This window comes from Bradyrhizobium sp. A11, assembly GCF_042077125.1.
Lineage (GTDB): Bacteria > Pseudomonadota > Alphaproteobacteria > Rhizobiales > Xanthobacteraceae > Bradyrhizobium > Bradyrhizobium japonicum_B.
In genome coordinates this window covers 558,161-574,122 of the sequence record NZ_CP149509.1, presented here as the reverse complement: position 1 = coordinate 574,122, position 15,962 = coordinate 558,161, and the positions used below count along the sequence as shown (strand labels likewise).

Below are 15,962 nucleotides of genomic sequence, written 5' to 3'. Positions count from 1 at the left end.
GGAGCAGGCATGCGGCCGTTGCTCCGGCATCCTCGACAACATGGAGTCCGACATGACAATGCGTAAGACTTTCGTCGTCCTTGCGGCCGCTGGAGCGATGCTCTCGACGGCGGCATCACCGGGGCTCGCGGCGCCTTTGCCGATCGCAAATCCCGGCGCTGATTCAGGCGTGCAGCAGGTGCAGTACCGGCATTGGCACGGACATGGGCATCGGCATGGCTATCACGGGCATCATCACGGTGGGAACGGCGCGGCCGTGCTTGGCGGCCTCGCGGCCGGTGCAATCATCGGCGGCGCAATCGCCAGCAGCCAGGCTCAAGCCAACGCCACGTCCTACTGTGCGCAGCGCTATCGCTCCTACGATCCCGGCTCAGGGACCTATCTGGGCCGTGACGGCCTGCGTCACCCCTGCCCGTGACGCGGGCATGAGTTTTCGGCAGCCTCCTCGCTCTGAGAGAGGCTGCCGACATTCGGCAAGGGCTTGCAATTCATTACAAGGCGAAACAAGCGCAGCCCGCACGTCTATTGCACCTCGATGTTCGCGTCCTTGATCAGCCTGCGCCAGCGTTCCTCCTCCTGGGCGACATAGCGATCGAGCTGTTCCGGGGCGCTGCCGACCATGATGAGGCCTTCGTTCGCCTCCAGCTTCTTGAAGGCACCGGACTGAACTGCCTTTGCGATGGCTTGATTGAGACGCGCTATCACCGGAGCGGGCGTCCTGGCCGGAGCATACAATCCGTACCAGGATTCGGCGGCGTAGCCGGGCACCCCGGCCTCGGCGACGGTGGGCAATTGCGGAAACGCCGCTGAACGCTCGGCGGATGTGACGGCCAGCGCCCGGAGCTGACCTGCAGCCACCAGCGAGGCCGCGCTTGCCACCGTGGTGAACATCACGTCGATCTGCCCGCCCAGGAGATCGCTGATCGCCGGCGCCGCGCCCTTGTAGGGCACCGCCGTCATCTTGACCTTCGCCATCGCATTGAACAGCTCGCCGGCGAGATGCGCCGAGGTGCCGGTGCCGAAGGTTCCGAAATTGAGCTTGCCGGGATTGGCCTTGGCCTCCGCGATCAAATCCGAGATCGAGTTGATCTTCGATGCCGGGTTGACCACGACGATGTTGAAGGAGCGCGCGATCAGCGAGATCGCCGCGAAATCCTTGTGCGGATCGAACGGCAGCTTGTTGTAGAGGCTCGGATTGACCGCGTGGGCGAAAGTCGCCATCAGCAGCGAATAGCCGTCAGGCTCGCTGCTCGCCACCGTCTGGGTTCCGATAATGGTCCCGGCGCCCGGCTTGTTCTCGATGATGACAGACTTGCCGAGATCCGCCTGGATCTCCTGCGCAGTGGTTCGCGCCATGATGTCGGTGCCGCCGCCGGCTGCGAAGGGCACCACGATCTTGACGATCTTGTCGGGATATTCCGCGCGCGCCGGCGTCAGTCCGAGCCCTGCGAGGAACGCACAGGCAAGAATGGCGAGACCTCGCCAGTGCCGCACGGCGGGAGCCTTCCCGCCAGCTTCGTCGTGCTTGATGATATCGCCAATGGCCATCTGGAGATCCCTCCGGTTTTGCTCAGACATTGAGAACAACCAATCCGTCCGCGGCCTTCACGCCCTGGCCCGCCGGCAGCACGAACACCGGATTGATCTCCGCTTCGGAAAGCCGATCACCGAGCTGCGCAACCATGCGCGAGAACGCAACGACCGCTGCCGCGAGCGCTTCGACATCGCATGCCGGCCGGCCGCGGAAGCCGTCCAGCAAGGGCCATGTGACGAGATCGCGCGCCATCGCCCGCGCCTCGGACAGATCGAGGCCTCCGTTCGGCGGAAGCAGACGCATCGTGGTGTCCTTGAACAATTCGGCAGCGACGCCGCCCATGCCGAGCAGGATCGCGGTTCCCAGCGAATCGCGATGCATTCCGAGAATGATTTCGACGCCACCTGAAATCATCTCCTGAACCAGGAATTGATCGGCCCGCTTCCCGGTCCTGGCCTCGACCTCATCGGCCATCGCCGCCAGGCGGCCGCCGATCGCGTCAGTGGTCAGATTGACCGCGACGCCGCCGACATCGCTCTTGTGCGCGATCTCGCGCGAGAGGATCTTGAGCACGACCCGGTCGCCGAGGCAGCGCGCCGCCTGTTCCGCTTCGCGCGCGGTTGCGACCACTTTCTCCGCTACGACGGGAATCCCAAAGCGGGCGAACAGCGCCTTGGCCTGTGCTTCATCCAGCGATCCAGCCGGGAAATCGCCGACATCAACCGTCGTCAGGGACGAGGCGGGTGTCTGGACCTGCTCCGGCCTTGCGGCCCGCAACAGCCCATCGAGCGCGGCGGTGCAACTCTCCGCGGAGGTATAGGCTGGGACACCGCGCCGCGTGAGGACGGATACGACCTCGGGCGCATAGGGACTGACATAGGCAATGACCGGCTTGTTGCTGAGCGGCAGGCAGTCGTGGATGGCGTCGGCCAGCAGGGCCGGCGATCCCACGGCCGACGAGCCGGCAATGACCACCAGCGCGTCATAGGATGGACTTGCGAGCAGGATGCGGATGGCGCCGCGCAGCAGCTCCGGCTGCAGGCCGGCCAGGGTCACGTCGATCGGGTTGCGATCGAGATTGGCGTGCGAGCCCGACTGCAAGGCTCGCAATTGCGCCGCCGTCTCCGCATCGGGTGCGGGTGTCGTAAAGCCGGCGACGCCGAGACTGTCGGACACGATCGTGCCGGCACCGCCGGTCGAGGTGAGGATCGCAACGCGCCGGCCGGAAAGCTTGCGTCCCGCGCCAAGGGCTGCGGGAATGTCGAGCAGGTCTTCGAACGTCCTGACGCGGATCACGCCGAGTTGCCGGAACAAGGCGTCGTACATGCGGTCGGAGCCGGCCAGCGCGCCGGTGTGCGAGACGGCCGCCTGTGCGCCGGCCTCCGACCGACCGATCTTGAAGGCGACAACGGGCTTGCCGGCGCGGCGCGCCCTGAGGACCGCTTCCCGAAAGCGAAGCGGATTGCGGATCGCCTCGATGTAAAGCGCAATGACTCTGGTCGCATCGTCTTCAGCGAGGACGTCGATGAAGTCGGCAAGTTCGAGATCGGCCTCGTTGCTGGTCGACACCAGCTTGGACAACCCAATTCCGCGTGCGGCGGCGCGCGACAACACCGCACCGAGAATCCCCCCGCTTTGCGAGATCAGCCCGATGGCCCCCGCCGGGAAGTGATCCATCGCCAGCGCGCCCGACGCCGACAGCACGATATTGTCGGTGAGATTGACGAGGCCGATCGTGTTCGGCCCGAGGATCCGCATGGACCCCGCGGCCTGCATGAGCTGCTGCTGGCGCGCGGCCCCTTCCGGTCCGGTCTCGGTAAAGCCGCTGGCAAGAACGATTGCCGCGGCAGCCCCCCGCTCGGACAATTCGCGCACCGCGATATGCGCGCGCTCGGCGCCGAGCAGGACAAGGCCGACGTCAGGCACATCAGGCAGCGAGGCGACGTCCGCATAGCATTTGAGGCCGCCGATCTCTCCAACCTTCGGATTGACGGGATAGATCTCACCCGAAAAGCCGTGCTTCTGGAGATAGGACACCGGTCGGCCCGACGTCTTCGTCGGATCCGCGGATGCACCGATGATTGCGATGCTGCGCGGCCGGATCAGGCGTTCGATTGCGCTCATCGCTCACTCCTTCGCGGAGGATTGCGCGAGGAACGCTATCACGGCGTCGCGGTGTTCCGCGCTGCTGTAGCAGATGGCCTGCGCCTGACTGCCGAGATTGAAGATATCGTGCGCGGAATGCTCGAAGGTCTCGTTCAAGATCTTCTTGCTCAGCGCCAGCGCGGTGGGAGACCCCTGAGCCAGCTCGGTCGCCCAGGCCTGCGCGGCCGGCAGCAGCTCGGCCGAGGCCACCTTGCGATCGACGATGCCGAGCGCGAGCGCCTCGTCGGCCTCGACGATTCGGCCGGTGAAGATCAACTCCTTGGCCTTCGCGAGCCCGACCCGGCGCGGCAGGAAATACAGCCCGCCGCCATCGGGGATCAAACCGCGCTTGATGTAGGACCAGGTGAATTTCGAGCGTTCCGTGGCCATGACGAAGTCGCAGGCCAGCGCGGTATCCGCACCTAAGCCCGCAGCGGCGCCGTTGACGGCGGCAATGGTCGGCTTCGGCAGGCCGAGCAGCAACGACTGCACGTGGTGCACGCCCTGCTGGCGGCTCCAGCCGTTGAAGGCGACCTCGCCCTGCGGCGCCTCGAGCCGGCGTTTCATGCCGCTGATGTCGCCGCCGGCACAGAAGGCGTTGCCGCGTCCGGTCAGCACCAGAGCTTTGACCGACCTGTCGCGCGCCACGGTGTCGAGCGCGCTGAGAAACTCGGCGCGCATCTCGTCGCTCATGGCGTTGCGCCGTTCCGGGCGGTTGAAGGCGATGGTCGCGACGGCGGCTTCGACGGAAAATTCGATGAGCTGATAGGACATGGCGTTTCCTCGTCAAGCCCGCGCGGCCGGGCATTCTTCTTCCCCCAGCTGATAGCGGCTTGCCCCCGCCGGAGCATCCGCTTAATTCCACTGAGTGGAAATGTTGGCGGAGCTGGGCATGATGCAGGCGCGCAGATATGCGGGCGGGGTTGACGGCAACCGGTCGCTCGAACGAGGGATCGAGATCCTCCGGGCGTTCCGGCCGGGGGTCGACACGCTGGGCAACGGCGAGATTGCGGAGCGATGCGGCTTGCCGCGATCGACGGTCAGCCGGCTGACACGAACGCTCGTCAATTCCGGCATGCTCGACGAAGTCCGTAGCGAGCGGGCCTACCGCCTGGCCGCGTCGGTCGTCAGCATCGGCCACGCGATGCGGACGGGATCACCGGTGCTCAACGCGATCGGACCGATGATGCGGGCCGAATCGGCGAGGCGCCGGCTCAACGTCGGGCTAGCGACCGCGGATCGCATCATGATGGTCTATCTGGAATCGATCCGCTACAGCCCGCGCGCGGCGCTGCGCAACGTGGTCGCCGGCCAGCAGGTCCCGATGGAGCTGACGTCGCTGGGCCGCGCTTACCTCGCCGGCATTGCAGAGGCCGAGCGCGAGCGGTTGCTGAAGCAGTTCAGGCGGCGCAGCACGGCCGCCACGAGGGCGCTGCTCGCGGACGTCAGGAAATCAATCGGCTCCGTCGAACGCGACGGCTATTGCGCCGTGTCCTGGCAGCCCGCCGTGCTCGCCGTCGCAACGCCCATCGTGCTGCCGGGGCTTCCGGTCTACGCCCTCAACATGAGTCTGCAGAATGTCGACCGGTCCGATGCGCTGGCGAGCGAACTCGGCGCGTACCTCAACGCCTTTGCAGCGAAGTGCAAGGAGGTGCTGGCGGACTGAAGCGACGCCCCCTACAGCTTTCCATAGACTCGCGCCGCGACCGCCTTGAGGCGCTCGACCGAGCCGGACTCCGGATGCGGCTTGACCGGCGCGAACAGGATCGAAGCCTGCCTGCCGTTCTTCCAGACGTAGATATTGACGGCGTTGCCGTTGCCCTTGGTGCAGGAATGCTCGCCGAACGCTTCAGCGCCGAGCTCGGGTATCGCCACGTGCTTGCAGGGACCCGCGCGCTTCATCATGCCGATGGCGGTGTCGCGCGAGGTCGCGATCACCGCGACGGTCATGGTGTTGGCCTCGCGATCGAACATCATGCAGCTGCCCACGCCGGTGCGCTGCACCGTCAGCGTGCTCGCGTCGAGAAAGCCGTCGGCATCGGCGGCCTTGAGCCACTCGCAATTGCCGAAGCGCTCGCTGCTCCTGCTCACGCTGCCGACGGCAATGCGCGCGGCTTCGCTGAGCGGTCCGAGCAGCGCATCGTCGGCACGCCGGCCGATCGGATGGACGGTCAGCTGGAGAATGTAGTCGCCGGACAAGGCGACGACCGAAGCCTCCTGGCGCTCCGCGCCGGCGGCGCTCGTTCCGCGCTGGCCTTCATCGCCGATCCCCGTCACTGCGCTCAGCTTCATGCGCTCGGCCAGCGTCTTGACGAAGGTGGCGTACAATTCCCTGGCGCGGTCCTTGTCGGGATTGCGGAACACGGAGAGCATCATCGTGTCGCCGCGCCCGGCCTGGTAGATGCAACCGCGGCCATCCTGATTGGAGATCAGCGACCATTTGAGCGCCGGCATCGCGCGCGCGAGCTCCTGGGCGCTGATGAACGGGCAGGTTTCCGCCGCGCGCGCGGGGAGCAGCGAGGCGGCTGCGATTCCAAGGAACAAGACGAGGCGGGAGAATAGATGATGGATAGTGCGCATCGGACGAACTTACTATCGAAACGGCGCGCCCGACGAGATGAAACTGAGAAGCTACACAAAATCCTATTACGCAGCCCCCGGTGCCTTCGCCACCGTCAGGTCCATTAGGAACTGCTCCATGAGCGGCTTGTTGCCAAAACGGCGATAAGAACGCTCTGTCTCCAACGAGAATGTCGGTTGGGCCGCTACCAGGTTTGCCATCGTCAGCTGCGCCGCTTCGATGTCGCCGCGCCGCCCTAGTAGCGCAGCCTGGATTAGCAGGCAGTTGGCATCGCGCGGCGCCCTTACAAGGCATTCGGAGATCACGGCGGCCGACTCGTCGCGACGATCAGCGGCGTAAAGGGCCTGGCCATGCACATAGGCGTAATATTCAGGCGCCATGGGATGAAGGCGACGTGCCCGCTCGGCATTGGCAACGGCGTCCGCGTAGTCCCCGAAACGGACTTGCGCTTTTGCCAATGCCATCATGCTATCCGGGTCATTGGGATTCAGTTCGACGGCGCGCTTGGCGGCCTGCAAGCCGCCCGCATAGTCGCCCTGCACCGCCAGCCCGAAGCTGATCACCTGATAGCCGAGCGAGAGATTGGGATCGAGGCGCACAGCCTGGCGCGCTTCGCTGAGACCTAGTTCCAGCTCATGCGCTGTCGCCCGGCCGTTCGACCTCCTGGCCACATCCGCGATGTAAGTGAGAGCCAAGCCCGCACGGGCGGTGGCATAGGCCGGGTCCATTTCCAGCGCACGCTGATACATGCCGCGTGCCTCCATAAGTGCTTCCGCATCCTGGACGCCATGCCGGTATCGATGACGCGCCCGCAGGAGAAGATCGTAAGCCTGAAGGTTGTCGGTCGGACGTTGCGCGGCAGCAATGGCTTCACTTCGGCCGATATACGGCGCGAGCTGGGCGACGATTTCCGTGGTCAGCTCGCTTTGTACCGTGAAGACGTCGGCAACCTGCCTGTCGAAGCTGCGCGACCAAAGGTGCGCGCCCGATTTCACGTCGATCAGCTGCGCCGAGACGCGAAGCCGGTCCCCCTCGCGGCGCGCGCTGCCTTCTACCACGTAGGAAACGCCCAGCTTTGCTCCGAGCTTGCGCATATCGCTTTCTTGCCCGCGCACGGCATATGTGGAGTCGCGCGCGATGATCTGAAGCTCGGAATTCCTTGCAAGCGCCGTGGTCACATCCTCGGTCAGCCCGTCTGCAAAGTACGACTGGTCGCCGCCCATGGCCGCAAAGGGCATGACCGCAACTGACGGCCGCGGGTCGGCGCGGGTCTGGTCGAACAACAGCGCGGCCGGGAGCCGGCTGACCATCGCAGCCAGGGAAAGCGGTTGGATTTGGGTGCCGATGAGGACAAGGGCTATTGCGGCGACGCCATACGACCAGCGCGCAGCGGTACCATGTAGAACGCGCGGGATTTTTCGCCAGCGAGACCACGAGGATTGCGCGCGCCGTACCCGGTAGACATTAAGACGCTCGGGAATGTTTTTGGCGCGCCTGCGGCCCACACGCGCGAACACCTCGCCGCGATTGCGGTCTGCGGCCATGACGACAGCGCCGCTGACAAAGATGCTACCGGGATCGGCCATTGCCTCAAGCCGTGTGGCGACATTAACGCCGTCGCCGTACATATCGCCATTATCCTCGATGACATCACCGAGGTTGATGCCTATGCGCAGCTCAAACGGGGCGTTGTCGAACCCTTGCTGGATAGCAGTGCCCGCATCAACGGCTTCGTTGACGCTGGGAAACATCGCCAGAAAGCCGTCCCCGGTCATCTTGAAGATGCGTCCGCCATGCTGCGCGACCGTGGGCTCGATCAGATTGTCGAAGACGGTGCGCAGCTCTTTATAGGTGGAGGCCTCGTTTTCGGCCATCATCAGGCTGTAGCTGACGATGTCGGCGGCCATGATCGCGGCGAGCTTGCGTTCCATCAACGGTTTCCCTGTGCAGGGCCAAGCACGAACTGGCATTGCGGACATTCGACGCCAGCTTGAAACTAAACCGTCCGACCCGCATGCGGGTATCAACACAGCTCATATGTGCGTGAGTGACGAGCCCCCTCCCGACGGCGTGCAGGCAGCGGCACTCCGCGCATACGGCTGATCCTGAGTTTCCCTGCGGGTTCCCAGGGAGGAGAAACGGCGGCTGCTAACTTCGCAGCTCCATACCGACGCGGCGCGCAGGGAACGCTTCGAACGTCCCCCGCCGATTCGCAGGCTGATGCTCCATCCACACGATGAGCGGCTGCACCTCAAGGTGGTGAGGCCGGCGCCGGGTCAGCGCCGGGCCGACGTCACCGCCCCTGATATTCGGCCCAGCAATCCGCCGTTTCATAGACGCGGACCGCCGAAAGCTGCGAGTGGCTCGGCTGCAACCGGTCCCAGATCCAGATCGCGATATTCTCGGCGGTCGGGTTCTCCAGCCCTTTGACCTCGTTCAGGCAGTGGTGGTCCAGCGCGTCCAGGATGCCGGCGAAGCTTTTTTCGATATCGAAGAAATCGGCGACGAAGCCGGTGTGCGGGTCGACCGGCCCGTCCAGCTGGACCTCGACCCGGTAGGAATGTCCATGCAGCCGGCGGCATCGGTGAGTCTCGGGCACGTTCGGCAGCCGATGCGCCGCCTCGAACTTGAACGCCTGCGATATCTTCATTCCGCTCCTCACACGGCGAAGCCATCCGGTCTCGGCCCGTCTGGCGACCAGATGCTGCTTTGTCCTGACCTTCGTCGAAGAATGGCGCGCCCGGAACGATTCGAACGTCCGACCCTCAGATTCGTAGTCTGATGCTCTATCCAGCTGAGCTACGGGCGCGTGTTTCGCAAACAGCGCGGGCATAGCCCGCGACGCAGCCCCCGGCGGAGCCGGAGGGGGTGCGAAAGAGCGCTCTGACTAACCGCTCTTGTCCCGATTGGCAAGGTCCGGGATGGGGAGATTTTTGCAGATCTTCACTCATCTCTCCGTCATTCCGGGGCGACGCGAAGCGGCGAGCCCGGAATCCATAACCACCAGCCGGGGTTATGGATTCCGGGCCTGGCCCTTCGGGCCATCCCGGAATGACGGAAGCAGTGAAATTGCCGCCCACTCGGCCGCTGGCCGACTAGGCCCTCTGCCGCTCGTTGCGGATGGAGAGCAGCTCCACGGGGCGGTCGGGGATGACGATGCGGAAGGTGGCGCCGATGGTGCCTTCGACCAGGTGGATCTCGCCGCCATGGGCGCGAACCAGCTCGGCGGCGATGGCAAGGCCAAGGCCGCTGCCGCCGGGACGGCCCGAGGTCTGGAAGGCCTCGAACAGGCGCTCCCGCGTCTTCGGGGGCACGCCGGGACCGGTGTCGGAGACCTCGAGAATCGCCACCGCGCCTTCGCGCTTTCCGGTGATCCGGATCTGCTGCGGACCGCCGTCGCCGGAGGAATGACTCTCCAGCGCCTGGGCGGCGTTGCGGACGAGGTTGAGCAGCACCCGGAACAGCTGGTCGGGATCGGCATCGACCGCCAGCCCGCGCTCGATTGCGGCAACCCAGGCGATCGAGGCGTCGGAGGCAAGGCCTGCGGTCTCGCGCACCTCCAGCACGACCGGCTCGATCAGGATCATGCGGCGGTCAGGCGCGGCCTCCTGGGCACGGCCGTAGGACAGCGTGGACTGGCAGAAGGCGATGGCACGCTCGAGCGAGCGCACCAGCTTGGGCGCAAAGCGCTGCACCCGCGGATCCGGCACGCTGGCGAGCTGGTCCGACAGCAGTTGGGCCGAAGCCAGCAGATTGCGCAGATCGTGGTTGATCTTGGACACGGCAAGACCGAGGGCGGCGAGCCGGCTCTTCTGATGCAGCATCGACATCAGATCGCGCTGCATGTCCGACAATTCACGCTCGGCGACCCCGATCTCGTCGCTGCGTTGGCTCGGCACGATGATTCCCGCCGAGCTTTCGGGATTCTCGTGGAAGCCGACCAGGCTCGCGGTCAGCCGCCGCATCGGACGCACGAAGAGATAATGAAGCGCGAGGTAGACGAGGCCGGCGGTCAGCGCCGCGATGATCAGCGCGACCACCACGAGGTTGCGGGAGAAACGGTACATCTGCTGCCGCAGCGGCAGCTCGTCGGTGACGACCTCCATGAACTGGGCCGTGCCGACGCCGGGACCGACGATCCGGATGGCCTGGTTGCCGGTCTCCAGCATCATCCGGAACGAGCCGGTGATCGCCTCCCATGCCGTCATGTCGCGCAGGTCGATGTCATGCTCGATGGTGGCGGGAAGGTTGTCGCTGGCGAGCAGCCGGCGCTGCTGGCCCATCTTGATGGCAACCGCGCGGGCATTGATGCTCTTGAGGATCTGGCGCGACAGCGAATCGGGAACCATGCCGAGCGGCGCGGCATCCAGCACCAGCGCCGCCGTGTTCGCCGCCGCGACGCGGTCGTTCAGCCGGTTGACCCAGAAATTGGCAATGGCGGGCACATAGAGCAGGACCGCCGCGATCATCACCAGGGGAACGGTCAGCAGCAGCAGCTTGCCCGACAGCCCGAGGCCGCCGCGGGAGCGCATCACCGGCTGCTCCGGCTGATCCTGATCCTGGATCGGCTGGCGGTCTGTCGCTGCCACGAAATTCGCCCTCGCTGCCTGGCGGGTGAAGGATTGGCGGTAGAAGGATGCGACCCGGGCCCGGTTCGGTCAAATTACAGATCGCTAATCTGCCTAGGTGGGATGTAGGCGCTGATATCGCTACTCGCCACCTCAAGGGTTAAAAACCCCGCACAAACAGCGATATTCACGAAAATCGCGCGCTTGTGCGGCGTTGACGAAAACAAGGCGCTCGCTTATAAGCCGCGCAAATTGTCCGCGATGACCCGGTGCGACGCCGGGAGCGGCTCTCTTGGGGCCGGAAAAGGGCCCGTTTTGGGCCGCATCTTCCGGACTTTACCATCAATTCTACAGGCAAATTGCCCGGTCAGCGGAGAAAAACCCGTGAAGCGGACTTATCAACCCAGCAAACTGGTGCGCAAGCGCCGTCACGGTTTCCGTGCCCGTCTCGCCACTGCCGGCGGCCGCAAGGTTCTCGCCGCCCGCCGCGCGCGCGGTCGCAAGCGTCTGAGCGCCTGAGCCAGACCCCCCTTTTGGGATTTCATCATGGATCGGCTGAGGCAGCGGGCGGATTTCCTCGCCGTTGCCAATGGCGCGCGGGTGAACAGTCCTGCGTTCGTCCTGCAAAGCCTTGACCGTCGAAGTCTTGCCCGCGATGACGACGGCCCGGTCCGGATCGGCTTCACCGTCACCAAAAAGAACGGCAACGCCCCCGAGCGCAATCGCATCCGGCGCCGGCTTCGCGAATTGGTGAAGCGGCTCGATCCGGTGTCGATGCAACCCCATCATGATTATGTGCTGGTCGGCCGAAGGGACGCGCTCTCGCGCCCCTTCGCCACCATGCTCGACGATCTGCGCATAGCGTTCACGAAGCCCGCGCGGCATACGGCCAAAGCGCGCGGCCACAGGCCGGGTCCCGCCGCAGCGACCAGCCGCAAACCAGATTGATGACGAGACAATCGAGATGACCGACAATCGTAACACCATCCTCGCCGTCATTCTGTCCGGCCTGGTGCTGATCGCGTGGCAGTATTTCTACAACGTGCCGCAGATGGAGAAGCAGCGCGCCCAGCAGCAGACGCAGGCGGAGCTGCAGAAGGGCAGCACGCCCCAGCCGAGCGCGTCCGCGACGCCAGGCGGCGCGCCGGCGACGCCCGGCAGCGCGCCGCAGCCCGGCGCGGCCCAGCCGTCGACGCCGGCGGTGAACCAGGTCCAGCCGGTCGTCGCCCGCGAGACCGCCATTGCAGCCAGCCCGCGCGTGAAGATCGAGACGCCGCGGATCGTCGGCAGCATCTCGCTGAAGGGCGGCCGCATCGACGACATCGCGCTGGTGCAATATCGCGAGACGGTCGATCCGAAATCGCCGCCGATCGTCCTCTATTCGCCCTCGGGCACGGCGGAGCCCTATTACGCCGAATTCGGCTGGGTTGCGGCGACGGGCGTGACGGCAAAGATGCCGGATGCGCAGACCGTCTGGCAGCAGGAGGGCAGCGGCAGCCTGACGCCGTCGACGCCCGTGGTGCTGAAATGGGACAATGGCGACGGCCTGACCTTCCGCCGCACCATCGCCGTCGACGACCATTATCTTTTCACGGTCAAGGACGAGGTGAACAACGTCGGCAATGCGCCTGTCACGCTCTATCCGTTCGCGCTGATCTCGCGCCACGGCGCGCCGCAAGTTTCCGGCTATTACATCCTGCATGAAGGCCTGATCGGCTATCTCGGCGACGAGAAGCTGAAGGAATATGCCTACAAGCAGGTCGACGAAGCCAAGCAGGTGAATTTCAACAACGTCACCAATGGCTGGCTCGGCATCACCGACAAGTACTGGGCCTCGGCGCTGCTGCCCGACACCAATGCGCGGCTGCAGGCGCGGTTCTCGTCGAACCCCGTCGGCAAGGTTCACACCTATCAGACCGACTATCTGCTCGACCCCGTCACGGTCGCGATCGGCGGCACCGCGACGGCGAACGCGCGGCTGTTCGCCGGCGCCAAGGAAGCCGGCGTGGTCGGCATCAACTTCCCGCTCGCCGGCCATGGCGGCTACAACAAGGAGCTCGGCCTCAACCATTTCGATCTGCTGATCGACTGGGGCTGGTTTCACTTCCTGACCAAGCCGATGTTCCTCGGTCTCGACTTCTTCTTCCGCTTCTTCGGCAATTTCGGCATCTCGATCCTGCTCGTCACCGTGATCGTGAAGCTGTTGTTCTTCCCGCTGGCGAACAAGTCCTACGCCTCGATGGCGAAGATGAAGTCGGTCCAGCCGCAGCTGCTGGCGCTGAAGGAGCGCTACCCCGACGACAAGGTGAAGCAGCAGCAGGAGATGATGGAGATCTACCGCAAGGAGAAGATCAATCCGGTCGCCGGCTGTCTGCCCGTGCTGATCCAGATCCCGGTGTTCTTCGCGCTCTACAAGGTGCTGTTCGTCACCATCGAGATGCGGCACGCGCCGTTCTACGGCTGGATCAAGGACCTCTCGGCGCCGGATCCGACCAACCTGTTCAACCTGTTCGGACTGATCCCGTTCGATCCGACCACGATTCCGGTGTTCGGCCATTACCTCGCGCTCGGCATCTGGCCGATCATCATGGGCATCACGATGTGGTTCCAGATGAAGCTGAACCCGACGCCGCCGGATCCGACGCAGCAGATCATCTTCAACTGGATGCCGCTGATCTTCACCTTCATGCTGGCGGGCTTCCCCGCGGGCCTCGTGATCTACTGGGCCTGGAACAATCTGCTCTCGGTGGTCCAGCAGAGCTACATCATGCGCCGCAACGGCGTGAAGGTGGAGCTGTTCGACAATCTCAAGGCGACGTTCGCGCGGAAGGCGACGTAGGTCTCCGTCAGCAGGTGTCCGCTCACGTCATGCGGGCACCATGCCTCCACATCGTCATGCCCGGGCTCGTCCCGGGCATCCACGTTTTGGAAGCGCGCCCAGTCACAAGACGTGGATGGCCGGGACGAGCCCGGCCATGACGAAAGGATAGAGTCTTCGCATGACCGATGACAAAGATGCGAAGCTGATCGAGGCCGGGCGCAAGCTGTTCGCGCGCGACTGGCAGTTCATCTGGGCCTCGCCCTCGATCCAGACGCTGCCGCCGATGGCGGGGCTGGAGGTCGCCTTTGCCGGCCGCTCCAATGTCGGCAAGTCGAGCCTGATCAACGCGCTCACGGGGCGCAACGCGCTGGCGCGCACCTCGCACACGCCGGGCCGCACCCAGGAGCTGATCTTCTTCGAGGTCCCCGGCAAGACCGACCTGCGTCTCGTCGACATGCCCGGCTACGGCTATGCCAAGGCGCCGAAGAGCCAGGTCGCGTCCTGGACCGAGCTGATCCACAAATTCCTGCTCGGACGCGCCAGCCTCGCCCGCGTTTACGTGCTGATCGACGCGCGCCATGGACTGAAGGACGTCGATCTCGAAGTGCTGGACACGCTCGATCGCTCCGCCGTCAGCTACCAGATCGTTCTGACCAAGGCCGATCAGGTGAAGGCGTCCGAGCTGCAGGCGCGCATCGCCGAGACCGAGGCCGCGCTGGCCAAGCATCCGGCCGCGTTCCCGAACGTGCTCGCGACATCGTCGCGCAGCTCGACCGGCATGGAGAGCCTGCGCGCCGCGATGGCGAAGCTCTTGGAAGAGCGGAGCAAGTAATGCCGGCCCATCGCCTCCTGATCGGGCTTGCCGGATTGATGGGCGGCGCCGGCGTCGCGCTGGCCGCGGCCTCCTCGCACGGCGCGGATGCGAGCCGGCTTGCCACGGCGAGCGCCATGCTGCTGTTTCACGCAACGGCCATCCTTGCGACCACAGCCCTGCTCGCGCGCGGCCTTCTGCATGACGGAATTGGCCTCGTCGCCGCGTTCGGCCTCGCGAGCGGCGCCGCGTTGTTCGCCGGCGACCTCACCTTGCGGCAATATGCCGGACACGCGCTGTTTCCCTATGCGGCGCCGACCGGCGGAACGGTGATGATCGCGGGCTGGCTGGCGCTGACGCTGGCGGCGGTGGCGACGAGGAAGTAGCGCTCGTGCCCCGGACGCAGCGCAGCGCGTGAGCGGTGCGCTGCTGAGCCGGGGCTCATGCGGCTTTTTGGGTCCCGGCTCTGCGGCGCGTCACTGCGTGCCGCACCGCGTCCGGGACACGCGATCGCATGCCAGCCACACTTTGCGCCGCGCCCGCCAATCGGATAGAACGCGCACCGACCGTCCCGCCAGCGAGACCGCGACATGACCGACATCTCCCCGCTCGACCAGGCCCGCATCCTGTCCGAAGCGCTGCCGCACATGCAGCAATATGACGAGGAAACCATCGTCATCAAATATGGCGGCCATGCCATGGGCGACGAGGAGACCGCGAAGAACTTCGCCCGCGACATCGTGCTGCTGGAGCAGACCGCGATCAATCCCGTCGTGGTGCATGGCGGCGGACCGCAGATCGCGACCATGCTGAAGCGCCTCGGCATTCAGTCGGAATTCGCGGCCGGCCTGCGCATCACCGATGCCGCGACCATCGAGATCGTCGAGATGGTGCTCGCCGGCTCCGTCAACAAGCAGATCGTCGGCTACATCAACGAGGCCGGCGGCAAGGCCGTCGGGCTGTCGGGCAAGGACGGCAACATGGTGAAGGCGTCGAAGACGACGCGCACCATCGTCGACCCGGGCTCGAACATCGAGAAGGCGATCGACCTCGGCTTCGTCGGCGACCCCGAGAAGGTCGATCTCACGCTGCTCAACCAGCTGATCGGCTACGAGCTGATCCCGGTGCTGGCACCGCTCGCGACCTCCAAGGACGGCCAGACGCTGAACGTCAACGCCGACACCTTTGCCGGTGCGGTCGCCGGCGCGCTGAAGGCCAAGCGCCTGTTGCTGCTCACCGACGTGCCGGGCGTGCTCGACAAGTCGAAGAAGCTGATCCCGCAATTGTCCGTCAAGGATGCGCGCAAGCTGATCGCCGACGGCACCATTTCCGGCGGCATGATCCCGAAGGTGGAGACCTGCATCTACGCGCTGGAGCAGGGCGTCGAAGGCGTCGTCATCATCGACGGCAAGATGCAGCACGCGGTGCTGCTCGAGCTGTTCACCAACCAGGGCACGGGAACGCTGATCCACAAGTGATGCGGGAGACGCCACGCACGAGCG

General features: G+C 65.2%; 15 protein-coding genes and 1 tRNA gene. 8 read left to right on the top strand and 8 right to left on the bottom strand.

Annotated elements, in window-relative coordinates:
• The first annotated feature begins 52 nt into the window (after positions 1–52).
• Positions 53–418 carry a BA14K family protein gene (locus WI560_RS02610; RefSeq protein ID WP_375306777.1) on the top strand — a complete coding sequence of 122 codons (366 nt, stop codon included), beginning with the start codon at positions 53–55 and terminating at the stop codon, positions 416–418.
• A 104-nt stretch (positions 419–522) separates the two neighbouring features.
• Here WI560_RS02610 and WI560_RS02605 read toward each other — a convergent pair whose 3' ends face one another.
• Genes WI560_RS02605 through WI560_RS02595 form a run of 3 tightly spaced genes read right to left on the bottom strand, consistent with a single transcriptional unit; the run spans position 523 to position 4,453 of the window.
• Positions 523–1,548, bottom strand: a complete 1,026-nt coding sequence (locus WI560_RS02605; RefSeq protein ID WP_375306776.1) for a tripartite tricarboxylate transporter substrate binding protein — start codon at positions 1,546–1,548, stop codon at positions 523–525.
• 22 nt (positions 1,549–1,570) lie between these two features.
• Positions 1,571–3,658 (bottom strand): acetate--CoA ligase family protein, encoded by a 2,088-nt coding sequence (locus WI560_RS02600; RefSeq protein ID WP_375306775.1) that lies wholly within the window; start codon positions 3,656–3,658, stop codon positions 1,571–1,573.
• Between the two features lie 3 nt (positions 3,659–3,661).
• A complete protein-coding gene (locus tag WI560_RS02595) occupies positions 3,662–4,453 on the bottom strand; it encodes an enoyl-CoA hydratase/isomerase family protein (RefSeq protein WP_375306774.1) in 792 nt (263 codons plus the stop codon).
• 118 nt (positions 4,454–4,571) lie between these two features.
• Between WI560_RS02595 and WI560_RS02590 the strand changes: the two genes are divergently transcribed.
• Positions 4,572–5,345, top strand: coding sequence for an IclR family transcriptional regulator (locus WI560_RS02590; RefSeq protein ID WP_375308752.1), 774 nt, complete (start codon positions 4,572–4,574; stop codon positions 5,343–5,345).
• Between the two features lie 11 nt (positions 5,346–5,356).
• Here WI560_RS02590 and WI560_RS02585 read toward each other — a convergent pair whose 3' ends face one another.
• The 5 genes from WI560_RS02585 to WI560_RS02565 all read right to left on the bottom strand — a co-directional run bounded on the left by WI560_RS02585 (position 5,357) and on the right by WI560_RS02565 (position 10,849).
• A complete protein-coding gene (locus WI560_RS02585) occupies positions 5,357–6,259 on the bottom strand; it encodes a hypothetical protein (RefSeq protein ID WP_375306773.1) in 903 nt (300 codons plus the stop codon).
• Between the two features lie 66 nt (positions 6,260–6,325).
• Positions 6,326–8,191, bottom strand: a complete 1,866-nt coding sequence (locus WI560_RS02580; protein ID WP_375306772.1) for an adenylate/guanylate cyclase domain-containing protein — start codon at positions 8,189–8,191, stop codon at positions 6,326–6,328.
• Between the two features lie 362 nt (positions 8,192–8,553).
• Entirely contained in the window at positions 8,554–8,910 is a 357-nt protein-coding gene (gene queD / locus WI560_RS02575; RefSeq protein ID WP_375306771.1) for a 6-carboxytetrahydropterin synthase QueD, read from the bottom strand.
• Positions 8,911–8,992: 82 nt separating this feature from the next.
• A tRNA-Arg gene (locus WI560_RS02570) sits at positions 8,993–9,069 on the bottom strand.
• Positions 9,070–9,355: 286 nt separating this feature from the next.
• Complete coding sequence (locus WI560_RS02565; RefSeq protein WP_375306770.1) at positions 9,356–10,849, bottom strand: sensor histidine kinase; 1,494 nt, start codon at positions 10,847–10,849, stop codon at positions 9,356–9,358.
• 363 nt (positions 10,850–11,212) lie between these two features.
• Here WI560_RS02565 and rpmH point away from each other — a divergent pair, with 363 nt between their 5' ends.
• The 6 genes from rpmH to argB all read left to right on the top strand — a co-directional run bounded on the left by rpmH (position 11,213) and on the right by argB (position 15,938).
• On the top strand, positions 11,213–11,347 hold the full coding sequence (gene rpmH / locus WI560_RS02560) for a 50S ribosomal protein L34 (RefSeq protein ID WP_008542748.1): 135 nt from the start codon (positions 11,213–11,215) through the stop codon (positions 11,345–11,347).
• Between the two features lie 27 nt (positions 11,348–11,374).
• Positions 11,375–11,776 (top strand): ribonuclease P protein component, encoded by a 402-nt coding sequence (gene rnpA, locus WI560_RS02555; RefSeq protein WP_375306769.1) that lies wholly within the window; start codon positions 11,375–11,377, stop codon positions 11,774–11,776.
• Positions 11,777–11,792: 16 nt separating this feature from the next.
• Positions 11,793–13,667 (top strand): membrane protein insertase YidC, encoded by a 1,875-nt coding sequence (yidC, locus tag WI560_RS02550; protein ID WP_375306768.1) that lies wholly within the window; start codon positions 11,793–11,795, stop codon positions 13,665–13,667.
• Positions 13,668–13,827: 160 nt separating this feature from the next.
• Positions 13,828–14,481: a ribosome biogenesis GTP-binding protein YihA/YsxC gene (gene yihA, locus WI560_RS02545; protein ID WP_257178503.1), complete on the top strand. Its 654-nt coding sequence runs from the start codon at positions 13,828–13,830 to the stop codon at positions 14,479–14,481.
• Complete coding sequence (locus WI560_RS02540) at positions 14,481–14,846, top strand: DUF423 domain-containing protein (protein WP_375306767.1); 366 nt, start codon at positions 14,481–14,483, stop codon at positions 14,844–14,846. The genes yihA and WI560_RS02540 overlap by 1 nt, the downstream gene beginning before the upstream one ends.
• Before the next feature lie 204 nt (positions 14,847–15,050).
• Positions 15,051–15,938 (top strand): acetylglutamate kinase, encoded by an 888-nt coding sequence (gene argB, locus WI560_RS02535; protein WP_028138885.1) that lies wholly within the window; start codon positions 15,051–15,053, stop codon positions 15,936–15,938.
• The last annotated feature ends 24 nt before the right edge of the window (positions 15,939–15,962 follow it).